The organism is Akkermansia muciniphila (assembly GCF_002884975.1).
Lineage (GTDB): Bacteria > Verrucomicrobiota > Verrucomicrobiia > Verrucomicrobiales > Akkermansiaceae > Akkermansia > Akkermansia muciniphila_C.
The window spans coordinates 342,635-360,406 of the sequence record NZ_PJKB01000001.1 but is presented as its reverse complement, the minus strand read 5'-3'; the positions used below and the strand labels follow the sequence as shown (position 1 = coordinate 360,406).

Below are 17,772 nucleotides of genomic sequence, written 5' to 3'. Positions count from 1 at the left end.
CCACGGCACATATCTTTTCTTCCGGACTTCCCTGCTGCATGGTCCGGAAGATACTCCCGGCGCCATTTAATGGATGGAATCTCCGGCTAAGCCGCTGCATTCCGGAGGACTGTTTTCCTCCCAACAGGGATTTCCCGCCGCGTTTAATCTATCCGGAACTGGCGCGCCATCTTCTTCAGCCACCAGTCCCGGTGCCGCATTTCATCCCTGCTGCGTTCCAGTTCCCGCAGCTCACTGCCGCGCAGGCCGCCCCTCATGTACCGTTCATCCAGCTTGCGCGCTTCCGCGCGCGTATCCTTCCGCAGGGCTTTGTAAAACTGTGCTCCCGTCACCAGACCGGTGGCTGCTCCGCCCTGGCCCACCAAGTTCATGTAAAGCTTCCTCAGCCTGTTGTAATCCTCCACCACCCGGTTGTATTTCAGCGCGGCGTACTGGTAGCGCTCTTTCCAGTCCTCCGGACCGGGATTGACTAGGCGGTCCTCCACGGAGCCGGGTTCCGGCACGGGAGCCGGGGGGACCTGCCCGCCGGAGGGCATAGGCGTGAGAGGGGGAGGCTGGGGAACGGGGCGGCGGCTTGTCCCGGGAATGCCGCTACCCGTCATGGAAAGGGGGGAGCGTTCCGTCAGCAGGCTGTCCATGCGCACCTGCTCCAGCGTTTCCAGCAGATGGGCACGCTCCTTTTGCAGGGAGGCATTGGAATCACGCTCTTCTGAAAGAGATTTTTTCAGCGTCCCCATGCTGCCGGACATTTCCGAATAGATCAGCGCGTACGCCCCCACGCACCCCAGCAGAAAGCCCAGGCCCAGCATGACGCCCCTTTCCCGCCAGGGTCCGGGACTGCCCCCCGGAGCCGGTTCCGGAACGTCCGGCTCCGGCTCATCATGGGAAACAGTCAGGTAGTGTTCCAGCGGTCCCTCGTCAGGCATGGGCTTGATTCAGGGTTGGGACGTGAAAAACGCCGGTTCAGGCCTGTTCCGGGCGGATGCTGTCCGCGCCGAAGTACGGCACGAGCGCTTCCGGAATGCGGATGGAGCCGTCCGGCTGCTGGCAGGATTCCAGCAGGGCCACGTACAGGCGCGGCAGAGCCGTGCCGGAACCGTTCAGCGTGTGGCAGAACTGGTTCTTGCCGTCCGCGTCCTTGTAGCGCAGGCGCATGCGGCGCGCCTGGTAGTCCGTAAAGCAGGAGCAGGAGGAAACCTCCAGGTACTGCCCCTGGCCCGGAGCCCATACTTCAATGTCATACGTCTTGGCGGAGGAAAAGCCGAGGTCGCCCGTGCAAAGTTCAATCACACGGTAGTGAAGCCCCAGCTTCTGAAGAATGGATTCCGCATGGCTGCGAAGCACTTCCAGCTCCCGGAAGGAGTCTTCCGGCTTCAGTATCTGCACCAGCTCCACCTTGTCAAACTGGTGGATACGGATCATGCCGCGGTTGATGCGCCCGGCGCTCCCGGCTTCCCGGCGGAAGCAGGGCGTGTACGCCGCCATTTTGACGGGCAGCTCGCTTTCCTGTAAAATGGTGTCCCGGTACAGGTTGGTCACGGGCACTTCCGCGGTGGGAATCAGGAACATCTGCTGGTCTTCCGTGCCGTACATGTCTTCCTCAAATTTGGGGAGCTGTCCGGTGCCTTCCATGCACTCCCGCTTGACCACAAAGGGAACGCCCACTTCCTGATAGCCGTTCTCCCCGGTCTGCGTGTCCAGCAGGAAGTTGATCAGGGCCCGTTCCAGGCGCGCGCCCGCTCCGCGGTATACCACAAAGCCGGAGCCTGTGATCCGTGCGCCGTCTTCAAAGGAAATCATGCCCAGGTTCGCGGCCAGCTCCACATGGTCCTTCGGGTTTTCAATGGCGGGTTTCTCTCCCCACAGCTTGACTTCCGGGTTGGCCGTTTCATCCGCGCCCACGGGGCATTCCAGGTGCGGCAGGTTGGGGATGTTCATCAGCAGGGAGGTGAGCTGGGCGGCGTTTTCCTCCGCCATGCGGTCCAGCTCCCGGATGCGGTCCCCGATCTCGCGCACGCGCGCTTCAATGGAGGAGGTGTCCTCCCCTTTCTTCTTGAGCATGCCGATCTGCTTGGAGGTGGCATTCCGCTCGGACTGCAAAGCCTGCTTTTCCGTCTCGGCATTGCGGCGCGCTTCATCGCACGCCAGAACGTCATCAACAAGCTTCCACGCTTCCCCGCTGCGGGGCTTCAGGCGCGCTTTCACTTCTTCCGGATTTTCTCGTATTACACGGATATCAAGCATAACGCGCACAGCTTGCACTCCATCCCTCCGCCACGCAAGCCAAATGAACGGACTTTCATGGAAAAACTTCACGCGCAACAACCTGCCTTGCACCCCGGCGCGCCACGGTTATTCTGAAAACGCGCAAGGCGCGCCGCATGCCCATGCGGCAACACCATTAACCGGGCGCAAGAGGGCTGTTTTCCTGAGAACGGGGAAAGGGGCATCCTGCGGATTTGCCGCAGGGCATGCGGCGCCTCTGACGGCCTTTTGATGATCGTACGGGAATGCTTTTCCGTTCTCAGCAGGTTAATTCATCCCCCATCCTCATTTGTTCTTGAAGAGTTCGAACGGCAGAGGGTAGTGTAGGAACACTATGCAACAAACCGCACGCGCCGCTGTCCTGACAGCTCCCAAGACATTTGAAATCCGTGAGTACCCCATTCCCGCCATCGGGGATGATGAAATGCTGATCAAGGTGGAAGCCTGCGGCGTTTGCGGTACGGACGGCCACGAGTACAACCGGGACCCCTTCGGCCTCTGCCCCGTGGTGCTGGGCCATGAAGGCACGGGTGAAATCGTGGCCATGGGCAAGAATATCACGAAGGACACGGCGGGCAATCCGCTGGCCCTGGGGGACAAGATCGTCACCTGCATCATTCCCTGCGGCACCTGTGACGCCTGCCTGAATACCCCGGCCCGCACCAACCTGTGCGAGAACGTGGGCGTGTACGGCCTGATGCCTGACGATGACGTGCATTTGAACGGCTACTTCGGGGAGTACCTGGTCATCCGCAAGGGCTCCACGTTCTTCAACGTTTCCGGCATGACGCTGGACCAGCGCATTCTGGTGGAACCCGCCGCCGTGGTGGTCCATTCCCTGGAACGCGCCAAGTCCACCGGACTGCTCAAGTTCAATTCCGTGGTGCTCGTGCAGGGCTGCGGCCCCATCGGCCTGCTCCAGATCGCCGCGCTGCGCACGCTGGGCATTGAAACCATCATCGCCGTGGACGGCAATGATTCCCGCCTGGAACTGGCCAGGGAAATGGGCGCCTCCCGAACCTACAATTTCACGCATTACGCGGACCTGGACGGCCTCCTTGACGCGGTGAAGAAGGACAACGGCGGCCGCCTGGCGGATTTTGTCTTCCAGTGCACGGGCGTAGGCAAGGCCGGGGCAAACGCGTGGAAGTTCGTGAAGCGCGGCGGCGGCCTGTGTGAAGTGGGCTTTTTCATGGACGGCGGAGAGAGCGTCATCAACCACCATTACGACCTCTGCAACAAGGAAGTGACCGCCGTGGGCTCCTGGGTGTACTCCCCGCAGGATTACCCGACTACGTTTGACTTCCTGAAGCGCGCCTACGGCATCGGCCTGCCGCTGACCAAGCTGATTTCCCACCGCTTCAAGCTGGATGAAATCACGGAGGCCCTGGAAACGAACGTCCAGATGAAGGGCATCAAGATTGCCGTCATCTGCGGCTAAGCGCAGATTCATCTCCTTTTACCACACCGCCGTTCCTCCGGGAGCGGCGGTTTTTTACGCCATTTTCTCCAGTGGGGAGCGTCACTCATCCACCCGGAGGCAGCTACCCTCCCGGCATGCCCCGGAGAAAATCGAGGCCCCATTCACAGCACTGCCTTTCCACGGGATACCCGGAATACATGACTCCGGGTTCCCACAGGGTCACTTTCCCCACCGTTCCGTGATGCCGCCATAGGAGTCTATGCGGCGGTCTCGGAAGAAGGGCCAGATGCGGCGGTGGTCTTCCAGAGCGACCAGGTCCAGGTCCGCATACAGGATGGCTTCATCGCTGACGGGGGCCTTGGCGACGATTTGGCCGTAATAGTCCGCCACGAAGGACTGCCCCCAGAATTCGCTTTCCCCTTCCGTCCCCACGCGGTTGACAGCACAGACGTAGCAGCCGTTGGCCACGGCGTGGCCGCGCTGCACGGTTTCCCACGCGCAGTGCTGCTGTTCCCCCAGAAGGGGTTTTTCCTCCGGTAGCCAGCCGATGGCCGTGGGGTAAAAGATGATTTCCGCCCCCTGCATGGCCGTCAGGCGCGCGGCTTCCGGGTACCACTGGTCCCAGCAGATGAGCACGCCGATGCGCCCGAATTTGGTCTCAAACGCCTTGTAGCCCAGGTCGCCGGGGGTGAAGTAGAATTTTTCCTCAAAGCCCGGGTCCTGCGGTATGTGCATCTTGCGGTACATGCCCAGGAACGTTCCGTCCGCGTCCACCACCCAGGCGGTATTGTGGTACAGCCCGGTGGCGCGCTTTTCAAAGCCGGAGGCCACAATCACCACACCCAGCTCCGCGGCCAGCTTGCAGTGGGCTTCCGTCAGTTCGCCGGGGATGGGTTCCGCCAGGTTGAACAAGTCGCATTCCTCCGTCCTGCAGAAGTATTCCGTGGTAAAGAGTTCCTGGGTGCAGACGATCTGCGCGCCGCTGGCGGCGGCTTCCCGGATGGCGGCTTCCGTCTTTTCCTTGTTCACGGAGGGCCGGGCGTCTGCGGACAGTTGAATGAGTGCGATTTTCGGCATGCCCTTTCCTTACCCCGTTTCCCCTCCCATTCCAAGCAGGGAAAATGAATGCGGCGTGATTATTTGATGGAAAAGGGCATGAAAAGTGTTATGTACATGCAATATGGAACCCACCACCCCATCTCTGCCTGACGACGACGTAGCCGCCATTGACCGGCTCGGCGCCATTTACAAGGAGCTTTCCGCGGAATTGAGCAAGATCATCATCGGCCAGCAGCGCGTCGTGGAGCTGCTGAGCATCGCCCTGTTTTCCCGCGGGCACGCGCTCCTGATGGGTGTTCCCGGACTGGCGAAGACGCTGCTGATCAGCTCCGTGGCAAAAACGCTGGACCTCAGTTTCAACCGCATCCAGTTCACGCCGGACCTGATGCCTGCGGACATCACCGGAACGGACATTATCCAGGATGATTCCGCAGGAGGAAAGCGCCAGTTTGAGTTCATCAAGGGCCCCGTGTTCGCCAACATCGTGCTGGCGGATGAAATCAACCGAGCCCCCGCAAAAACCCAGTCCGCCCTGCTGGAAGCCATGCAGGAGCGCCGCGTCACCGTCATGGGTCGCACCTTCACCCTTCTGCCCCCCTTCTTCGTGCTCGCCACCCAGAACCCCATTGAGCAGGAAGGCACGTACCCCCTGCCGGAAGCCCAGCTTGACCGCTTCATGTTCCTGATTGAAGTGGATTATCCCACGGAGGAGGAGGAAATGCGCATCGCCCGTGAGACCACCGGAAACCGCAGCGAAGAGCTCAAGCACGTCCTTTCCGGGGAGGAGATCATCTTTTACCAGGACCTGGTGCGCCGCGTGCCCGTTCCGGAACATATTTACGAGTACGCCGTGAAGCTGGTGCGCTCCACCCGCCCCTCCCTGGAGACTTCTCCGGAATGGGTGAAGCAGTACGTGGCCTGGGGCGCAGGCCCCCGCGCCGTCCAGTTCCTCATTCTGGGGGCCAAGACGCGCGCCGCCCTCCAGGGCAGCTACATCGTCCGCAAGGAGGACATTGACGCCATTGTGGAACCCGTGCTGATGCACCGCGTGGTCACCAACTTCGCCGCGGAGTCCCAGGGCATCACGCCCCGCAAGGCCGTGGCGCGCCTGGCGGCGGAGGTCTGACCGCCCCCGCGTTACCTACTCCCTTGCCCTGCCCACCCATGAAATACCTGAACCACGACCTGCTCAGCCGCCTGGGGAATCTTCCCCTGGAAGCGCGCCACAGCATGACGGGGAACGTATCCGGCCGCCACAGGAGCGCCAACCGCGGCTCCTCCGTGGAGTTTGCGGAGTACCGCAAGTATGTGTCCGGGGATGATACGCGCCGCCTGGACTGGAAGGCGTACGCCCGGTCAGACAGGTATTACATCAAGGAGTTTGAGGCGGATACCAACCTGCGCGCCTACATCGTCATGGACCTTTCCGGCTCCATGAATTACCACCCGGAGCAGGTGGAGTCCAAGTACATGCGCGCGTGCAGGCTGGCGGCCAACCTGGCTTACATCGCCATCCGGCAGGGGGACGCCGTGGGGCTGAGTTTTTCCCGGCAGACGAAGGACGGCGCCACGCTGCACATTCCGGCCTCCCGCCGCCCCGCCCACCTGAACGTGCTCATCAGCCAGATGGATACGCAGTACCCCAAAGGGGAAACCGTGCTGGCAGAGACCCTCCATGAGCTGGCGGAGCGCGTCAGCCGCCGCGCCCTGGTGCTGATTTTTTCCGACCTGTTCACGGATACGGAGGAGCTTAAAAACGCCCTCCGCCACCTCCACTTCCGCAAGCATGACGTGGCCGTGTTCCATCTGGTGGACCAGTTGGAAATTGATTTTGACTTTGACCGCCCCATCCGCTTTGTGGACATGGAGGGCGGCGGCTCCCTGATTACGGAGCCGGACCTGATTGCGGACGAGTACCGCGCCATCGTGGCCAGTTACCTGGAAGAAACGCGCCGCATCTGCACGGACATTAACGCGGACTACCGCCTGGTCAGGACCGGAGACGCCCTGGAGGACGTGCTGACCGGGTTCCTGATGGGCAGGCAGAAGAAGAAAGCGGGGAGATAACCTCCCGGCTGTCTCACGGAACGGTTGATCCCTCCGCGGAACGGGTGCAGGATTCCTGTGCGCTTTCCGCAGCCGGAGAGCGGCGGCTTCCATCCCTTTTTCCCATTTTTTTCATCTCGTGGACGCACCCGTTAAAATGATCGTGGGCCTGGGCAATCCGGGCAAGACTTATGAAGACACCCGCCATAACGCGGGCTTCATGGTGCTGGACCGCCTGGCCGCCGGGTGGGGCTGCGTGTTCAAGACGGACAAGCAGCGCAAGTGCGAGCTGGCGGCAGGTCCCGGCGTCCTGCTGGTGAAGCCCGCCACCTTCATGAATGAATCCGGCCTGTGCGTGGGGCCCATGATGCGCTTCTTCAAGCTGGACCCGCGCAGCGTGTTCGTCATCCATGATGAGGTGGATTTTCCGCTGGGCGTCATGAAACTGCGGGAAAAAGGCTCCGCCGGAGGCCACAACGGCCTCAAGTCGCTCATCGCCCACATGGGCACCCAGGAATTCCCGCGCCTGCGCTTCGGCATCGGCCTGCCGCGCGGCAAGGGGGAAATGATCGGCCACGTGCTGGGCAAATTCCGCCCTGAGGAACGCGAGCTTCTGGACGTGATGCTGGGCAAGGCGGCGGACGCCGTGCTGTATACCATGGAGCACGGCCTTACCAAAGCAGGCAACATCTTTAACGCCGCACAGGAACAGTAAGCCGTCCGGCACGCCGCAAGCCCCTTGCGGCAGTTAACATATGCACATGGGGGGAGCGCACGCTTTTTTCCTTAAAGCCGGCGCACCCTGCCGCCGCATGATGATTCCGTTGCCGCAGGGCCCTGCGGCATTCCGCCGGCGTTCAGGAAGATTACGGGGAGCATGCCTTCTTTTTTCTCTCGTCAACAGTGTACGGTATTGCTAAACAAACGGAAATCCGTTAAGGTTCTTGCACGTTTTTCTCTCTCCCGGGACACATCCTGTTTCATCTTCATGGCTGAATTAAGTTCACAAGCTCCGCGCAGGCACATGCAGGCCAACAAAAGGCGCCAACCCAAGGCGAAGCCCCGGAAACGCTTCTGGAGCTTTGTCAAGAAGCTGATCCTGTGGTGCCTGGTCATGGCGGTCATCGGCGGGGCCGTAGGCTACTTCGGCTTCATGATGGCCTGGAAGCGCTATGACAACTGGGCGGCGGAGTTTGACCTGGAACGCATCAACGACCTGGAAAAACCTAGCATCATTTATGACCGGAACGGGGAGGAGATAGGCCGCATTTATGTGGAAAACCGCAGTTATGTCACGCTGGAAAAGATTTCTCCGGCCATGGTTAACGCACTGATCGCCCAGGAAGATTCCCGCTTCCGGGAACATCCGGGCTACGACTTCCTGGGGATTCTGCGCGCGGCGAAGGAATACCTCCATAACAGCGGGGACGCCAACCAGGGCGCCTCCTCCATTACCCAGCAGCTGGCCAGAAACGCGTATGACCTGAAAAACCGGGCCAAGGCCAGGAATGAAGGCAGCTTTGGCCGCAAGTTTGTGGAAATAGCCCTGGCGCGCCGCATTACGGAGCGGTACAGCAAGGACCAGGTGCTGGAGTTTTACCTGAACCGCGTCTACTTCGGCAGCGGGTTCTACGGCATCCGCGCCGCTTCCCTGGGCTACTTCGGCAAGGAGCCGGCGGACCTGACCACGCGGGAGGCAGCCTCCATCGCCGCCCTGATCAAGAACCCGAACGGCCTTTCCCCCCTCAATAATCCGGAAAGCAACCTGAAATGGCGCAACCATGTGCTCAACCGCATGGCCAAGGAAAAATACATCACGGCGGATGAAGCGGAACGCCTTTCCGCCATGGACCTGGGGCTGGACTCCAAACCGCTGAAACGCGGCGTTTCCCACATTTACGACCGCATATCCGCGGAGATCACCGCCTACCTGGGGGAGGAGCGCGTGAATGCCGCCGGGCTCAAGATTTACACCACCATTGACAGGAAGCTTCAGGAGGCCACCGGAAAAGCCCTGGAACAGGCACTGGAACATATTGAACAGCGCCCCGGCTACCGCCACCAGAAGGCCGCGGATTACCACAGCGCCTCCGGAGACAAGCCGCGCTATCTGGAAGGAGCCGTCCTGGTGGTGGACAACCAGTCCGGCGCCGTTCTGGCGTACCACGGCGGGCGCGACTACACCAAGCGGCAATATGACGCCATCAAGGACGGCGCCCGCCCCACCGGCACCGCCGTGCTTCCTTTCCTGTACGCCACGGCCTTTGACACGGGCAAAAGCCCCGTCACCCACATTCTGGATGACGCCATTGACAACCGCCTGACGGGCATCGGCGGGTCGGAGGGTATTCTGGGAGAATGGGGAGCGGAAAGCTCCAAAAACCGTTATGAGGGCATGATTACAGCCCACCGCGGCCTGTCCGCCTCCAAGATTGCCGCCTCCCTGCGCATGGGCATGGACATGGGAACGCCGCCCTTCGTGAAAAAGCTGACGGATTTCGGCATCCGCAAGCCCGTGCGGGAAGCGGGGAGCACGGAAGTGAATCCCGTTTACCGCCCCAAGATCTTCGTGGGAACGGAACCCGCCTCCCTGAAGGAGATGACCCTGGCCTACACCGCCATCCCGAACGGCGGCTCCCGCCCGCAGGATATTTATTACCTGGACAGGATTGAGGATGAGAACGGCCAGCTTATCTGGGAGTCCACCCAGGCCATTGAAACCCGGAACAATTCCCAGGTGCGGAAAGGGGCCACCTCCACCGCTACGGCCTTCCAGCTTCACAACATCCTGCATTCCTCCCTGAAAAGCGGCTCCGCCCAGCGCGTAGCCCCGCACCTGCCGAAGGATTTCAAGGGCGGCGTGAAGACGGGCACCACGTACGATTTTGCGGACAACTGGCTGTTCGGCTATGACAGCCGCATCACCTGTGGCATCTGGGTGGGCTTCCTGGAAGGGAAAAAGCCCATTTACAACGGAGCCTTCTCTTCGGATACCTGCGCCCCGGTGCTGGGTACGGCCATCACCACGGCGGAACAATTGTTCCCCGCCGGGGAACTGGCCCCGCCCCCCAGCGTGGAGAGGGTGGAAATCTGCCTGACCACCGGGAAGAGGGCCACCCACAGCTGCTATGACATTGACCCGGTAGACAAGAAGTACCGCCGCCACACCATGTTTGAATACCTCCGCAAGGGGGATTCCAGCCTTCCCTTCTGCGACCTTCACGGGGAGGACATTTCCGCCCCCGTCTCCCCCTTCACGGCGCAGAACCGCATTCTCCCCCTGCCGCCCATCCTGCCCACCAAGGCCATCCTCCAGGGGGACGACCCCTACCACACGGAGGTGAACCAGGCGCCTGCCAACCGCAACTTTGAATTGCTGAGCGCGGGAGAAAACGTGCCGGAGGCTCAAGCTCTTTCCGCGGACCCCGTTTCCCAGGACCACGCGGATACGAACATCACGCTGCCCGCGCCCAAACCCATCAACATTCCCGTTCCGGAATTCATCCACCTGTAACTCCTTTTCTCACTCATGCCCTCCCCATCCCAGGATACGGTAGCCTGCACCTGCCCTTCATGCGGCAACCTCTTTGCCGTGGAAACGTCTTTTCTGGGACGCCAGGTCACCTGTCCCATCTGTTCCGCCCCGGTCACGGCCCGGAAGGAAGGGGAGGCCGCAGCTCCGGCACCGGAGGAAAAGCCCTCCCGGGCAACGGAAGAACAGGCGCCCGCCACCCCGGCACGGAAGCCGGAACCTGAACACTCCCTTCCGCAGAACAACGCGCAGCCGGAGGAAAAAAGCCCCTCTGCCGCATCCTCCCCTGTCCTGGCCCCTCAAAAAAAGGCGGACAGGCGCAGCATCACCGTTCCCGGCGCTCCCGCTCCCGCGGAGCACACCACAAAAATCCGTAAACGCAAGGAACAGGGAAACGCCGCGCCCGCCATCACCACCGCCCGCAACGCCTCCCTGGCGCAGGCGGAGCCGGAATACAAGCCCACCGCCATGGAGGCCGCCCGCACCGAGCGCCGCCCCACCTGGCACATCTGGCTGTTTATCACAGGCCTGGTTCTGGCCTCCCTGGGCGTGTTCATGTTCCTGCGCGGCAGGGACATGGAAGCGGAAAGCTCCAAGATTCTGAACATTTCAGACCGGTTTGTGGACCATGAAGCGGATTTCTCCCCGGAGGTGAACAAGGACCTGCTGAGAGAACTCCAGCAGAAGGAACAGCAGTACCGCCTGGCCGTCCGCTCCCGCAGCGGGGATGACCGGGAGGCGGAAGCCGTATCCGCCCACATCACGGCGGCCATGAATGAGCTGGCCCTGTACTGCATGGCCAAATCAGATGAAGAGAGGCTCAATTACGTGATGGACCCCGCCGCCACGCGGCCCAAAATGAAAAAGTGGGCCGCTTACGGGCAGTATAAGGATTACCTGCCCCAGGAAGCGGGCAAGAGCTCCAAGAACGGAGACCTGCTTCAAATCTCCGTGCTGATGGATGACAATACCATGCATCCCGCCGTCTTCCTGTATGACCGGGATTCCGCCAAGTGGAAGCTGGACTGGGAGGCCTGGGAGGGCTATTCCCCCATGGTCCCGGCGGAACTGGAAGCCAAACGGCCCTCCGCGCCCGTTCCCGTCAGGATAGCCCTCAGCATGTCCGGCCTTTACCAGGCGCCCTTCCTGGAGGAGTCCTCCGCGGAAAGCTACCGCAACACGGCCTACGTCAGCTTCAGCCTTGAATTCCCCAACGGCGAACGCCTGAACGCGTACGTGGACAGGTATTCCCCCCTGGCCCTGGAGCTGACCAAGCTGCTTTACAACGGCCCCGTGCGCGCCTGCGTGCTCATCCGCTATCCGGCGGACCTGCCCGGCAACCAGTCCGTCATTATTGACAGGCTGCTGTACTCCGGGTGGATGAGTGACGCCACCCGCAGCCTTCTTCCCACCGCCAACTGACAAATCCAGAACCGGTCCCCCGTCTTTCATGAGTTCCAAAGCACTAGCGCAAACACAGGACAAAGCCCTCCAGCTCAATCTGGCCACCACCATTTACGGCACCTTTGCGGAAATCGGCGCCGGGCAGGAAACGGCCAACTGGTTTTTCCGTGCCTCCGGGGCCGCCGGCACGGTGGCCAAGACCATCTCCGCCTATGACATGACCGTCAGCGACACGCTGTACGGCCCCGTCAAGCGCTACGTCTCTGAAGAGCGCCTGAAAGGCATGCTGGATTACGAGTTCACCCAGCTCGTCAACCGCCTGGGGCCGCAGCGCGGGAAGGACACCCGTTTTTTCGCCTTCTGCAACACGGTGAAGGTGAAGGGCTACCGGGATAACGGACCGTGGCACGGGTGGATAGGCGTGCGCTTCCAACTGAAGCCGGGGGCGGAACCTTCCGACCTGATCATCCACGTGCGCCTGAATGATCCGGACCACGACAGCCAGATGAAGGACCTGGGCATCCTGGGCGTCAACATCCTGCACGCCGTCTTTTTCAAAAGGGACCGGCTGGAGGAATTCATTGAATCCCTGATAGACAATCTGGACCCCAGGCTGGTGGAAATAGACGTCGTCCGTTTTGAGGGCCACGGCTTCTCCATGGTGGACAACCGCCTCTTTGCCCTCCAGCTGGTTCAGTCCGGCCTGACCCCCGCTACCCTGTTCCTGGCAAACGGCCAGGTGGCCCAGGCGGCGGACGTGCTGTACAAGCGCCCCATCGTGCTGATGAGGGGCAGTTTCAACCCCGTCTGCAACCTGCATCTGGAGGTGATGTCGCAGGTGAAGAAGACCTTCCTCACCCACATTAATGAAACCCAGGCGGACCGTTGCCTGGAGATCTGTGAAATATCCATGAACAACCTGCTCCGCGGAGACGATGTGGACCACCTGGAGTTCCTGGACCGCGCAGACAGCCTGAAGGCCCTGGGCAAAAACGTGCTGATCACCAAGATGGCCCGGTTCGACAACCTGTCGGAACTCCTCGCGCGCTACACGAATGAGCCCATCGCTATCGCCCTCTCCATCGGCCTGCTGAATGAACTGTTCAAGGAAAAATGGACGGAGGACATCCCCGGCGGCATCCTGGAATCCTTCGGCCGCACCTTCCAGAACAAGACGCGCCTGTACGTCTCCCCCTGGCTCAACCGCAAATCCGGGGAATTCGTCACGGCCCGCACCTTCCGCGCCCCGGAGCAGTACGTGCACCTGTACCAGCACTTCCTGGCCAACGGCCTGGTGGTGGACGTCCCCTTCTTTAACGAATTCCTGCTGCGCCACACGCCGCGGGACATCCAGCGCATGATTGCCGCGGATGAAGACGTCTGGAAAACGCTGGTCCCGCAGGAGGCGCACCGCTCCGCCCTGCACTTCCGCTGACGCCCCGGCCTCCGCGCCGCCCGGAAGGTTTGCCTGTAATATCAGGAAAACTTAATAACTTGGTAAGATTGTCTTGCCATAAGGCGGGAATATCATTAAGGTCTTCGAGTTCCATTTTTATCATGAATACCATTATTATCGGCTCCCAATGGGGCGACGAAGGCAAAGGCAAAATGATCGACTTCCTGACGGAATCTGCCGACGTGGTTGCACGCGGCCAGGGCGGCAACAACGCCGGCCATACCGTAATCGCCAACGGGAAGAAGTATATCCTGCACCTGGTCCCCTCCGGTATCCTGTGGCCCGGCAAGCTTTGCGTCATTGGTAATGGTGTGGTGCTGGACCCCATCGGCCTGGTGGAGGAAATCAATGAACTCCGCGGCCAGGGCGTCTCCATCACGAAGGACAATCTTCTCATTTCCGACCGCGCCCATGTGGTCCTTCCCTTCCACAAGGAAATGGACGCCGCCCAGGAATCCTCCCTCGGCAAAAAGGCCATCGGCACTACCAAGCGCGGCATCGGCCCCACGTACGCGGACAAGGCCCGCCGCATCGGCGTGCGCATGGCGGACATGAGGGACCCCCAGATTTTTGACGAAGTGCTGCGCCGCCGCATCAAGATGGCGAACGCGGAAATGGAGCGCATGGGCCTTCCCGCCATGGATGAAGAAAAGATGGTGAAGGAAGTGACCGCCGCCGCGGACGTGCTGCGCCCCCACATCACCAACACCATCCCGGTCATGCATGAAGCCGTGACCTCCGGAAAGAGCATCCTCTTTGAAGGCGCGCAGGGCGCGTACCTGGACGTGGACTTCGGCACCTACCCGTTCGTCACCTCCTCCAACACCTCTTCCGCCGGCGCCTGCACCGGCACGGGCGTGCCGCCGCACAAGATTGACCGCATCATTGGCGTGTGCAAGGCTTACACCACCCGCGTGGGTTCCGGTCCCTTCGTCACGGAGGATGAAGAAATCTCCAACCACCTGCACAGCATGGGCCGCGAATTCGGCGCCACCACGGGCCGCCCCCGCCGCTGCGGCTGGGCTGACGGCGTGCTGCTCCGCTTCTCCGCCATGTTCAACGGTTTTGATGAAATGGCCATGACCAACCTGGACGGCTATGACAAGTGCCCGGAAATCAAGATCTGCACGGGCTATGACCTGGACGGTGAAATCCAGGCCTATCCGCCCGCCACGGTGGATGAATGGGAACGCTGCAAGCCCGTGTATGAGACCATGCCCGGCTGGATGCAGGACATCTCCGCCTGCCGCTCCTGGGAAGAGATTCCGGAAAACGCCAAGAAGTTCGTCAAGCGCATGAGCGAGCTCATCGGCTGCCCCGTCACCACGGTGGGCGTGGGCCCCGACCGCGAACAGACGATCGCCGTGAAATAACCCGGGGTTCCAAAACCTCCTTTAACCTTCAGGGCCGTTCCGTCACAACCGGAACGGCCTTTTCATATTCGGGAAACCGCCGGAGTCTTCAAGATACAACCAGCCGGGCACAAGGACCTCCGGTCCTTGAAAAACCCTGTCACCGAAAAAGAATTCCCCTTCACCGCGCTCCGGATTTTATATGATACGCAAAAGCCGGAAGGCCGCCGTTCCCGGCTGGATGCCCCTGGACCACCAATTTTTTTCTTCCCAATCCCTTTTCCCTCAAGCCCGGAACGTGACGGCGGATTTAGAAATTCACACGGATGTACGGAGTAAAGCGGTTTTCCCTTTTTCCGGAAAGACGGGAAAAAACAGGTATTCGTGTCAGCATTTCAACTGAGTTATGACACTTCCGGGCGCGGCCTTGTCTGATTGTCTATATGAAACATGTCATGCTCCCCACCTTGTGCGCCGCCGCCGTCGTCACCTCCTGCAATCCCGTCCTGGCCCAGCAGGTCCCTCCGGTGACGACCACGCCTCCCTACCTGAACACGGAACGCGGCCTGCGCGTGAAAGCGCTGGAAGGCCGGGAGATAAGCCCGAGCCTGTTGAAGGGCATGCGCCCGGAAGAACAAATCACCAAGAGGACGCCCGGCGTCCCCACCAGGCCCAGCGTGCTGCTCCAGCATGAGGGCAGGCCCTCCACCCCCGGCATTGAATGGTTTGCGGCCAAGCCGCTCAAGATGATGCCGTATTTGGACAGTTCCTACGTCTTCGGCAATACCTGCGCGGAACCGAACGCCTGGATACGTGAAGACATGATCTCCACCGGGGCGCAGAAGATTAAGACCGCCCTGTCCAGGTACGGCATCACCTATTCCGCCCAGTTCGGCTTCAATTACACGGGCCTGACGGGCGGCGGCCTGAACGGGAAGACGGATTTCCCCTCCTATAACGGCTCCCTGCTGACCAATATCACCATTTTCCGCAATAACTCCACGGGCAGCGGCCTGTACCTGGCCTCCGAGTTCGACTTCGGCAACGGCTTTGATTTCAATGAAGGGAGCAAGGGCCCCGCCACCACCCTGGGCTCCCTCCAGAATCCCACCAGCTCCTTCCAGGGACCGGACCCCCACCTCAGCAACCTGAGCCTGGCGTGGGTGGGCGCGGGCGGCAAGCTCCTGCTGATGGCGGGCCAGCTGGACACCACCAACTACATGGACCACAACGCCTACGCCAACTCCCACAATAACAACCTGACCAACAGCGTCTTCGGCAACAACCCCATGCTGCCCCTGACGGATAATTCCCTGGGGTTCCATTTTGCGTGGCAGCCCACTTCTTCCTTTTATGTAATGGGGGCCACCGCCGCCAACAACATGACCCAGAACCATAATCCGTTCAAGAACCTGAACTCCGACAACTGGACGAACGTGCTTGAATTCGGCTACGTGGCGGAGGACTTCTGCGGCATGGGTTCCGGCGTGTACCGCCTCCAGCCTTTCTTCACCACCAGCGGCGGGGATAACGGCGGCGGGGTGGCCGTGAACTTCCAGCAGCAACTGGGCCGCGCCAGCCACCTGGGCTGGTTCTTCCGCGGCGGCTGGGCCAGCGATGACGCCGCCACCCTGACCGGCGTGCGCGTGGCGGCCACCACCGGACTGGTTCTTCTCTCCCCCTTCCGGGGCAAGGGAGCTTCCAATGACGGGTACCTGGGCCTGGGCTTCCTCTGGCAGCAGGGCGCCAAAAAGAACGGGCCGTACGTGAACAAGAATGAATACGGCATTGAACTGACGTACGTGGCGCAGGTAACGCCCACCATGACGCTCCAGCCTGACATTCAGCTGGTCAAGAATCCCGTGAACGGCCGCAGGGGCCAGACGGCCATGGTTTTCCAAATCCAGAACGTCTGGTCCTGGTAAGGAGGCGCCCGGAAAAATTGGAAAATATTGATCGCATTTCCTGAAAATCGTGTCTAAATGGAAACGATTTACTTGGACCACGCACATGAAGCGCACTCAGCAACCTTCCATGCAGGAGGCGGAGCAGGCCTCCCTGAACCATGAGATATTAACCACCTGGCGCCCGGGGGAGACCCTGGGGGAACACATGGAGCGGCGCGGAGTCAGCCGGCGTGAGTTCAACAAGTGGTGCCTGAAGATGATCGCCCTGATGGGTGTGGCCACCGTGACGGGAGGCGTTTCCAACGCCCAGGAGATTGCGGACAAGATGGCCGCCCTGAAACGCCCGGTGGTCATCTGGCTCCAGCTCCAGGAGTGCACCGGGTGCCTGGAAAGCACCATCCGCAGTTATAACGAGGAGATCGGGGACATGGTGCTTTCCGCCGTCTCCATGCCTTACGTGGAGCTGCTGATGGCCCCCTCCGGGGACGCGGCCAACGCCGCGCTGGAAGAGGCCATCAAGGAACCCCATATCCTCGTCATCAACGGTTCCGTCCCGGTCAATGACGGCGGGGTGTACTGCACCGTGGCCGGGGATACGGTGGAGCACATGCTGCGCCACTGCGCGGAAAACGCCTCCTACATCCTGGCGGTGGGCTCCTGCGCGTATTTCGGCTCCATCCAGGCCGCCCGCCCCAACCCCACCGGGGCCGTGGGCATCCGGGACATCCTGACGGACCGCACGGTGATCAACGTGCCGGGCTGCCCCCCCATCGGGGATGTGATTACCGCCGTCATCATGTACATCCTCACCTTTGACCGCGCCCCGGAATGCGACCTGGAGACGCGCCCCCTGATGGCGTACGGCACCCGCATCCATAACAACTGCCCGCGCCGCGCCCACTTTGACGCCGGCCAGTTCGTCAACGTGTTTGACGACGAGAACGCGCGGGAATGCTTCTGCCTGTACAAGGTGGGCTGCAAGGGGCCGGATACGTTTTCCCCCTGCCCCATCGTGAAATGGAACGGAGGCGTCAGCTTCCCCATCCAGTCCGGCCACCCCTGCATCGGCTGCACGGAGCTGTACTTCTTTGACCGCATGACTCCCTTCTACAAGACGCTGCCCAACGTGAACGGCTTCGGCGTGGAGGCGTCCGCCAACGTGATAGGGGCGGTGGGCGTAGCGGGCGCCGGCGCGGCCATCGCCGCCCATGCCGTGGGCTCCGCCATCCATTACAAGCGGCAGCACATGAAGGAGGAGGCGAACGTGTCCCTCCCCGCCTTCGGTGACGCGCCCGGCTCCCCGGACAAGGAAACGGAAGAATAAAACA

General features: G+C 61.2%; 13 protein-coding genes. 10 read left to right on the top strand and 3 right to left on the bottom strand.

The features are described 5' to 3' along the window. Positions 1-143: 143 nt before the first annotated feature. Positions 144-926 (bottom strand): hypothetical protein, encoded by a 783-nt coding sequence (locus tag CXU21_RS01515; RefSeq protein ID WP_102724794.1) that lies wholly within the window; start codon positions 924-926, stop codon positions 144-146. A 37-nt stretch (positions 927-963) separates the two neighbouring features. Continuing rightward, positions 964-2,244, bottom strand: coding sequence for a serine--tRNA ligase (gene serS, locus CXU21_RS01510; protein ID WP_102724793.1), 1,281 nt, complete (start codon positions 2,242-2,244; stop codon positions 964-966). Positions 2,245-2,599: 355 nt separating this feature from the next. Here serS and CXU21_RS01505 point away from each other — a divergent pair, with 355 nt between their 5' ends. Further along, positions 2,600-3,706 carry a zinc-dependent alcohol dehydrogenase gene (locus CXU21_RS01505; RefSeq protein ID WP_102724792.1) on the top strand — a complete coding sequence of 369 codons (1,107 nt, stop codon included), beginning with the start codon at positions 2,600-2,602 and terminating at the stop codon, positions 3,704-3,706. 201 nt (positions 3,707-3,907) lie between these two features. On the opposite strand, the gene CXU21_RS01500 is transcribed toward CXU21_RS01505, so the two are convergent. Continuing rightward, entirely contained in the window at positions 3,908-4,765 is an 858-nt protein-coding gene (locus tag CXU21_RS01500) for a carbon-nitrogen hydrolase (RefSeq protein ID WP_102724791.1), read from the bottom strand. Positions 4,766-4,868: 103 nt separating this feature from the next. Between CXU21_RS01500 and CXU21_RS01495 the strand changes: the two genes are divergently transcribed. From CXU21_RS01495 to CXU21_RS01450, 9 genes are all read left to right on the top strand, one after another. After that, a complete protein-coding gene (locus CXU21_RS01495; RefSeq protein WP_102713300.1) occupies positions 4,869-5,873 on the top strand; it encodes an AAA family ATPase in 1,005 nt (334 codons plus the stop codon). A gap of 38 nt (positions 5,874-5,911) precedes the next feature. Beyond that, positions 5,912-6,814, top strand: coding sequence for a DUF58 domain-containing protein (locus CXU21_RS01490; RefSeq protein ID WP_102724790.1), 903 nt, complete (start codon positions 5,912-5,914; stop codon positions 6,812-6,814). Positions 6,815-6,932: 118 nt separating this feature from the next. Continuing rightward, positions 6,933-7,508: an aminoacyl-tRNA hydrolase gene (pth, locus tag CXU21_RS01485; protein WP_102724789.1), complete on the top strand. Its 576-nt coding sequence runs from the start codon at positions 6,933-6,935 to the stop codon at positions 7,506-7,508. A gap of 273 nt (positions 7,509-7,781) precedes the next feature. Further along, entirely contained in the window at positions 7,782-10,307 is a 2,526-nt protein-coding gene (locus CXU21_RS01480; protein ID WP_180972574.1) for a transglycosylase domain-containing protein, read from the top strand. A gap of 15 nt (positions 10,308-10,322) precedes the next feature. Then, positions 10,323-11,747 (top strand): hypothetical protein, encoded by a 1,425-nt coding sequence (locus CXU21_RS01475; RefSeq protein WP_102724787.1) that lies wholly within the window; start codon positions 10,323-10,325, stop codon positions 11,745-11,747. 28 nt (positions 11,748-11,775) lie between these two features. Continuing rightward, positions 11,776-13,164, top strand: a complete 1,389-nt coding sequence (locus CXU21_RS01470) for a nicotinate-nucleotide adenylyltransferase (RefSeq protein WP_102713310.1) — start codon at positions 11,776-11,778, stop codon at positions 13,162-13,164. 122 nt (positions 13,165-13,286) lie between these two features. Continuing rightward, a complete protein-coding gene (locus CXU21_RS01465; protein WP_102724786.1) occupies positions 13,287-14,558 on the top strand; it encodes an adenylosuccinate synthase in 1,272 nt (423 codons plus the stop codon). 422 nt (positions 14,559-14,980) lie between these two features. Further along, entirely contained in the window at positions 14,981-16,462 is a 1,482-nt protein-coding gene (locus CXU21_RS01455) for a carbohydrate porin (protein ID WP_102724784.1), read from the top strand. An 85-nt stretch (positions 16,463-16,547) separates the two neighbouring features. Beyond that, positions 16,548-17,768: a hydrogenase small subunit gene (locus tag CXU21_RS01450; protein WP_257997338.1), complete on the top strand. Its 1,221-nt coding sequence runs from the start codon at positions 16,548-16,550 to the stop codon at positions 17,766-17,768. Positions 17,769-17,772 lie beyond the last annotated feature (4 nt).

Excerpts from the sequence above, each read along its gene's own strand:
- CXU21_RS01470 (WP_102713310.1), top strand. The coding sequence starts at position 11,776 with ATGAGTTCCAAAGCACTAGCGCAAACACAGGACAAAGCCCTCCAGCTC.
- CXU21_RS01500 (WP_102724791.1), bottom strand. The coding sequence starts at position 4,765 with ATGCCGAAAATCGCACTCATTCAACTGTCCGCAGACGCCCGGCCCTCC.
- CXU21_RS01465 (WP_102724786.1), top strand. The coding sequence starts at position 13,287 with ATGAATACCATTATTATCGGCTCCCAATGGGGCGACGAAGGCAAAGGC.
- CXU21_RS01475 (WP_102724787.1), top strand. The coding sequence starts at position 10,323 with ATGCCCTCCCCATCCCAGGATACGGTAGCCTGCACCTGCCCTTCATGC.
- CXU21_RS01455 (WP_102724784.1), top strand. The coding sequence starts at position 14,981 with ATGAAACATGTCATGCTCCCCACCTTGTGCGCCGCCGCCGTCGTCACC.
- CXU21_RS01495 (WP_102713300.1), top strand. The coding sequence starts at position 4,869 with ATGGAACCCACCACCCCATCTCTGCCTGACGACGACGTAGCCGCCATT.
- CXU21_RS01480 (WP_180972574.1), top strand. The coding sequence starts at position 7,782 with ATGGCTGAATTAAGTTCACAAGCTCCGCGCAGGCACATGCAGGCCAAC.
- CXU21_RS01505 (WP_102724792.1), top strand. The coding sequence starts at position 2,600 with ATGCAACAAACCGCACGCGCCGCTGTCCTGACAGCTCCCAAGACATTT.
- CXU21_RS01450 (WP_257997338.1), top strand. The coding sequence starts at position 16,548 with ATGAAGCGCACTCAGCAACCTTCCATGCAGGAGGCGGAGCAGGCCTCC.
- CXU21_RS01490 (WP_102724790.1), top strand. The coding sequence starts at position 5,912 with ATGAAATACCTGAACCACGACCTGCTCAGCCGCCTGGGGAATCTTCCC.
- serS (WP_102724793.1), bottom strand. The coding sequence starts at position 2,244 with ATGCTTGATATCCGTGTAATACGAGAAAATCCGGAAGAAGTGAAAGCG.
- CXU21_RS01515 (WP_102724794.1), bottom strand. The coding sequence starts at position 926 with ATGCCTGACGAGGGACCGCTGGAACACTACCTGACTGTTTCCCATGAT.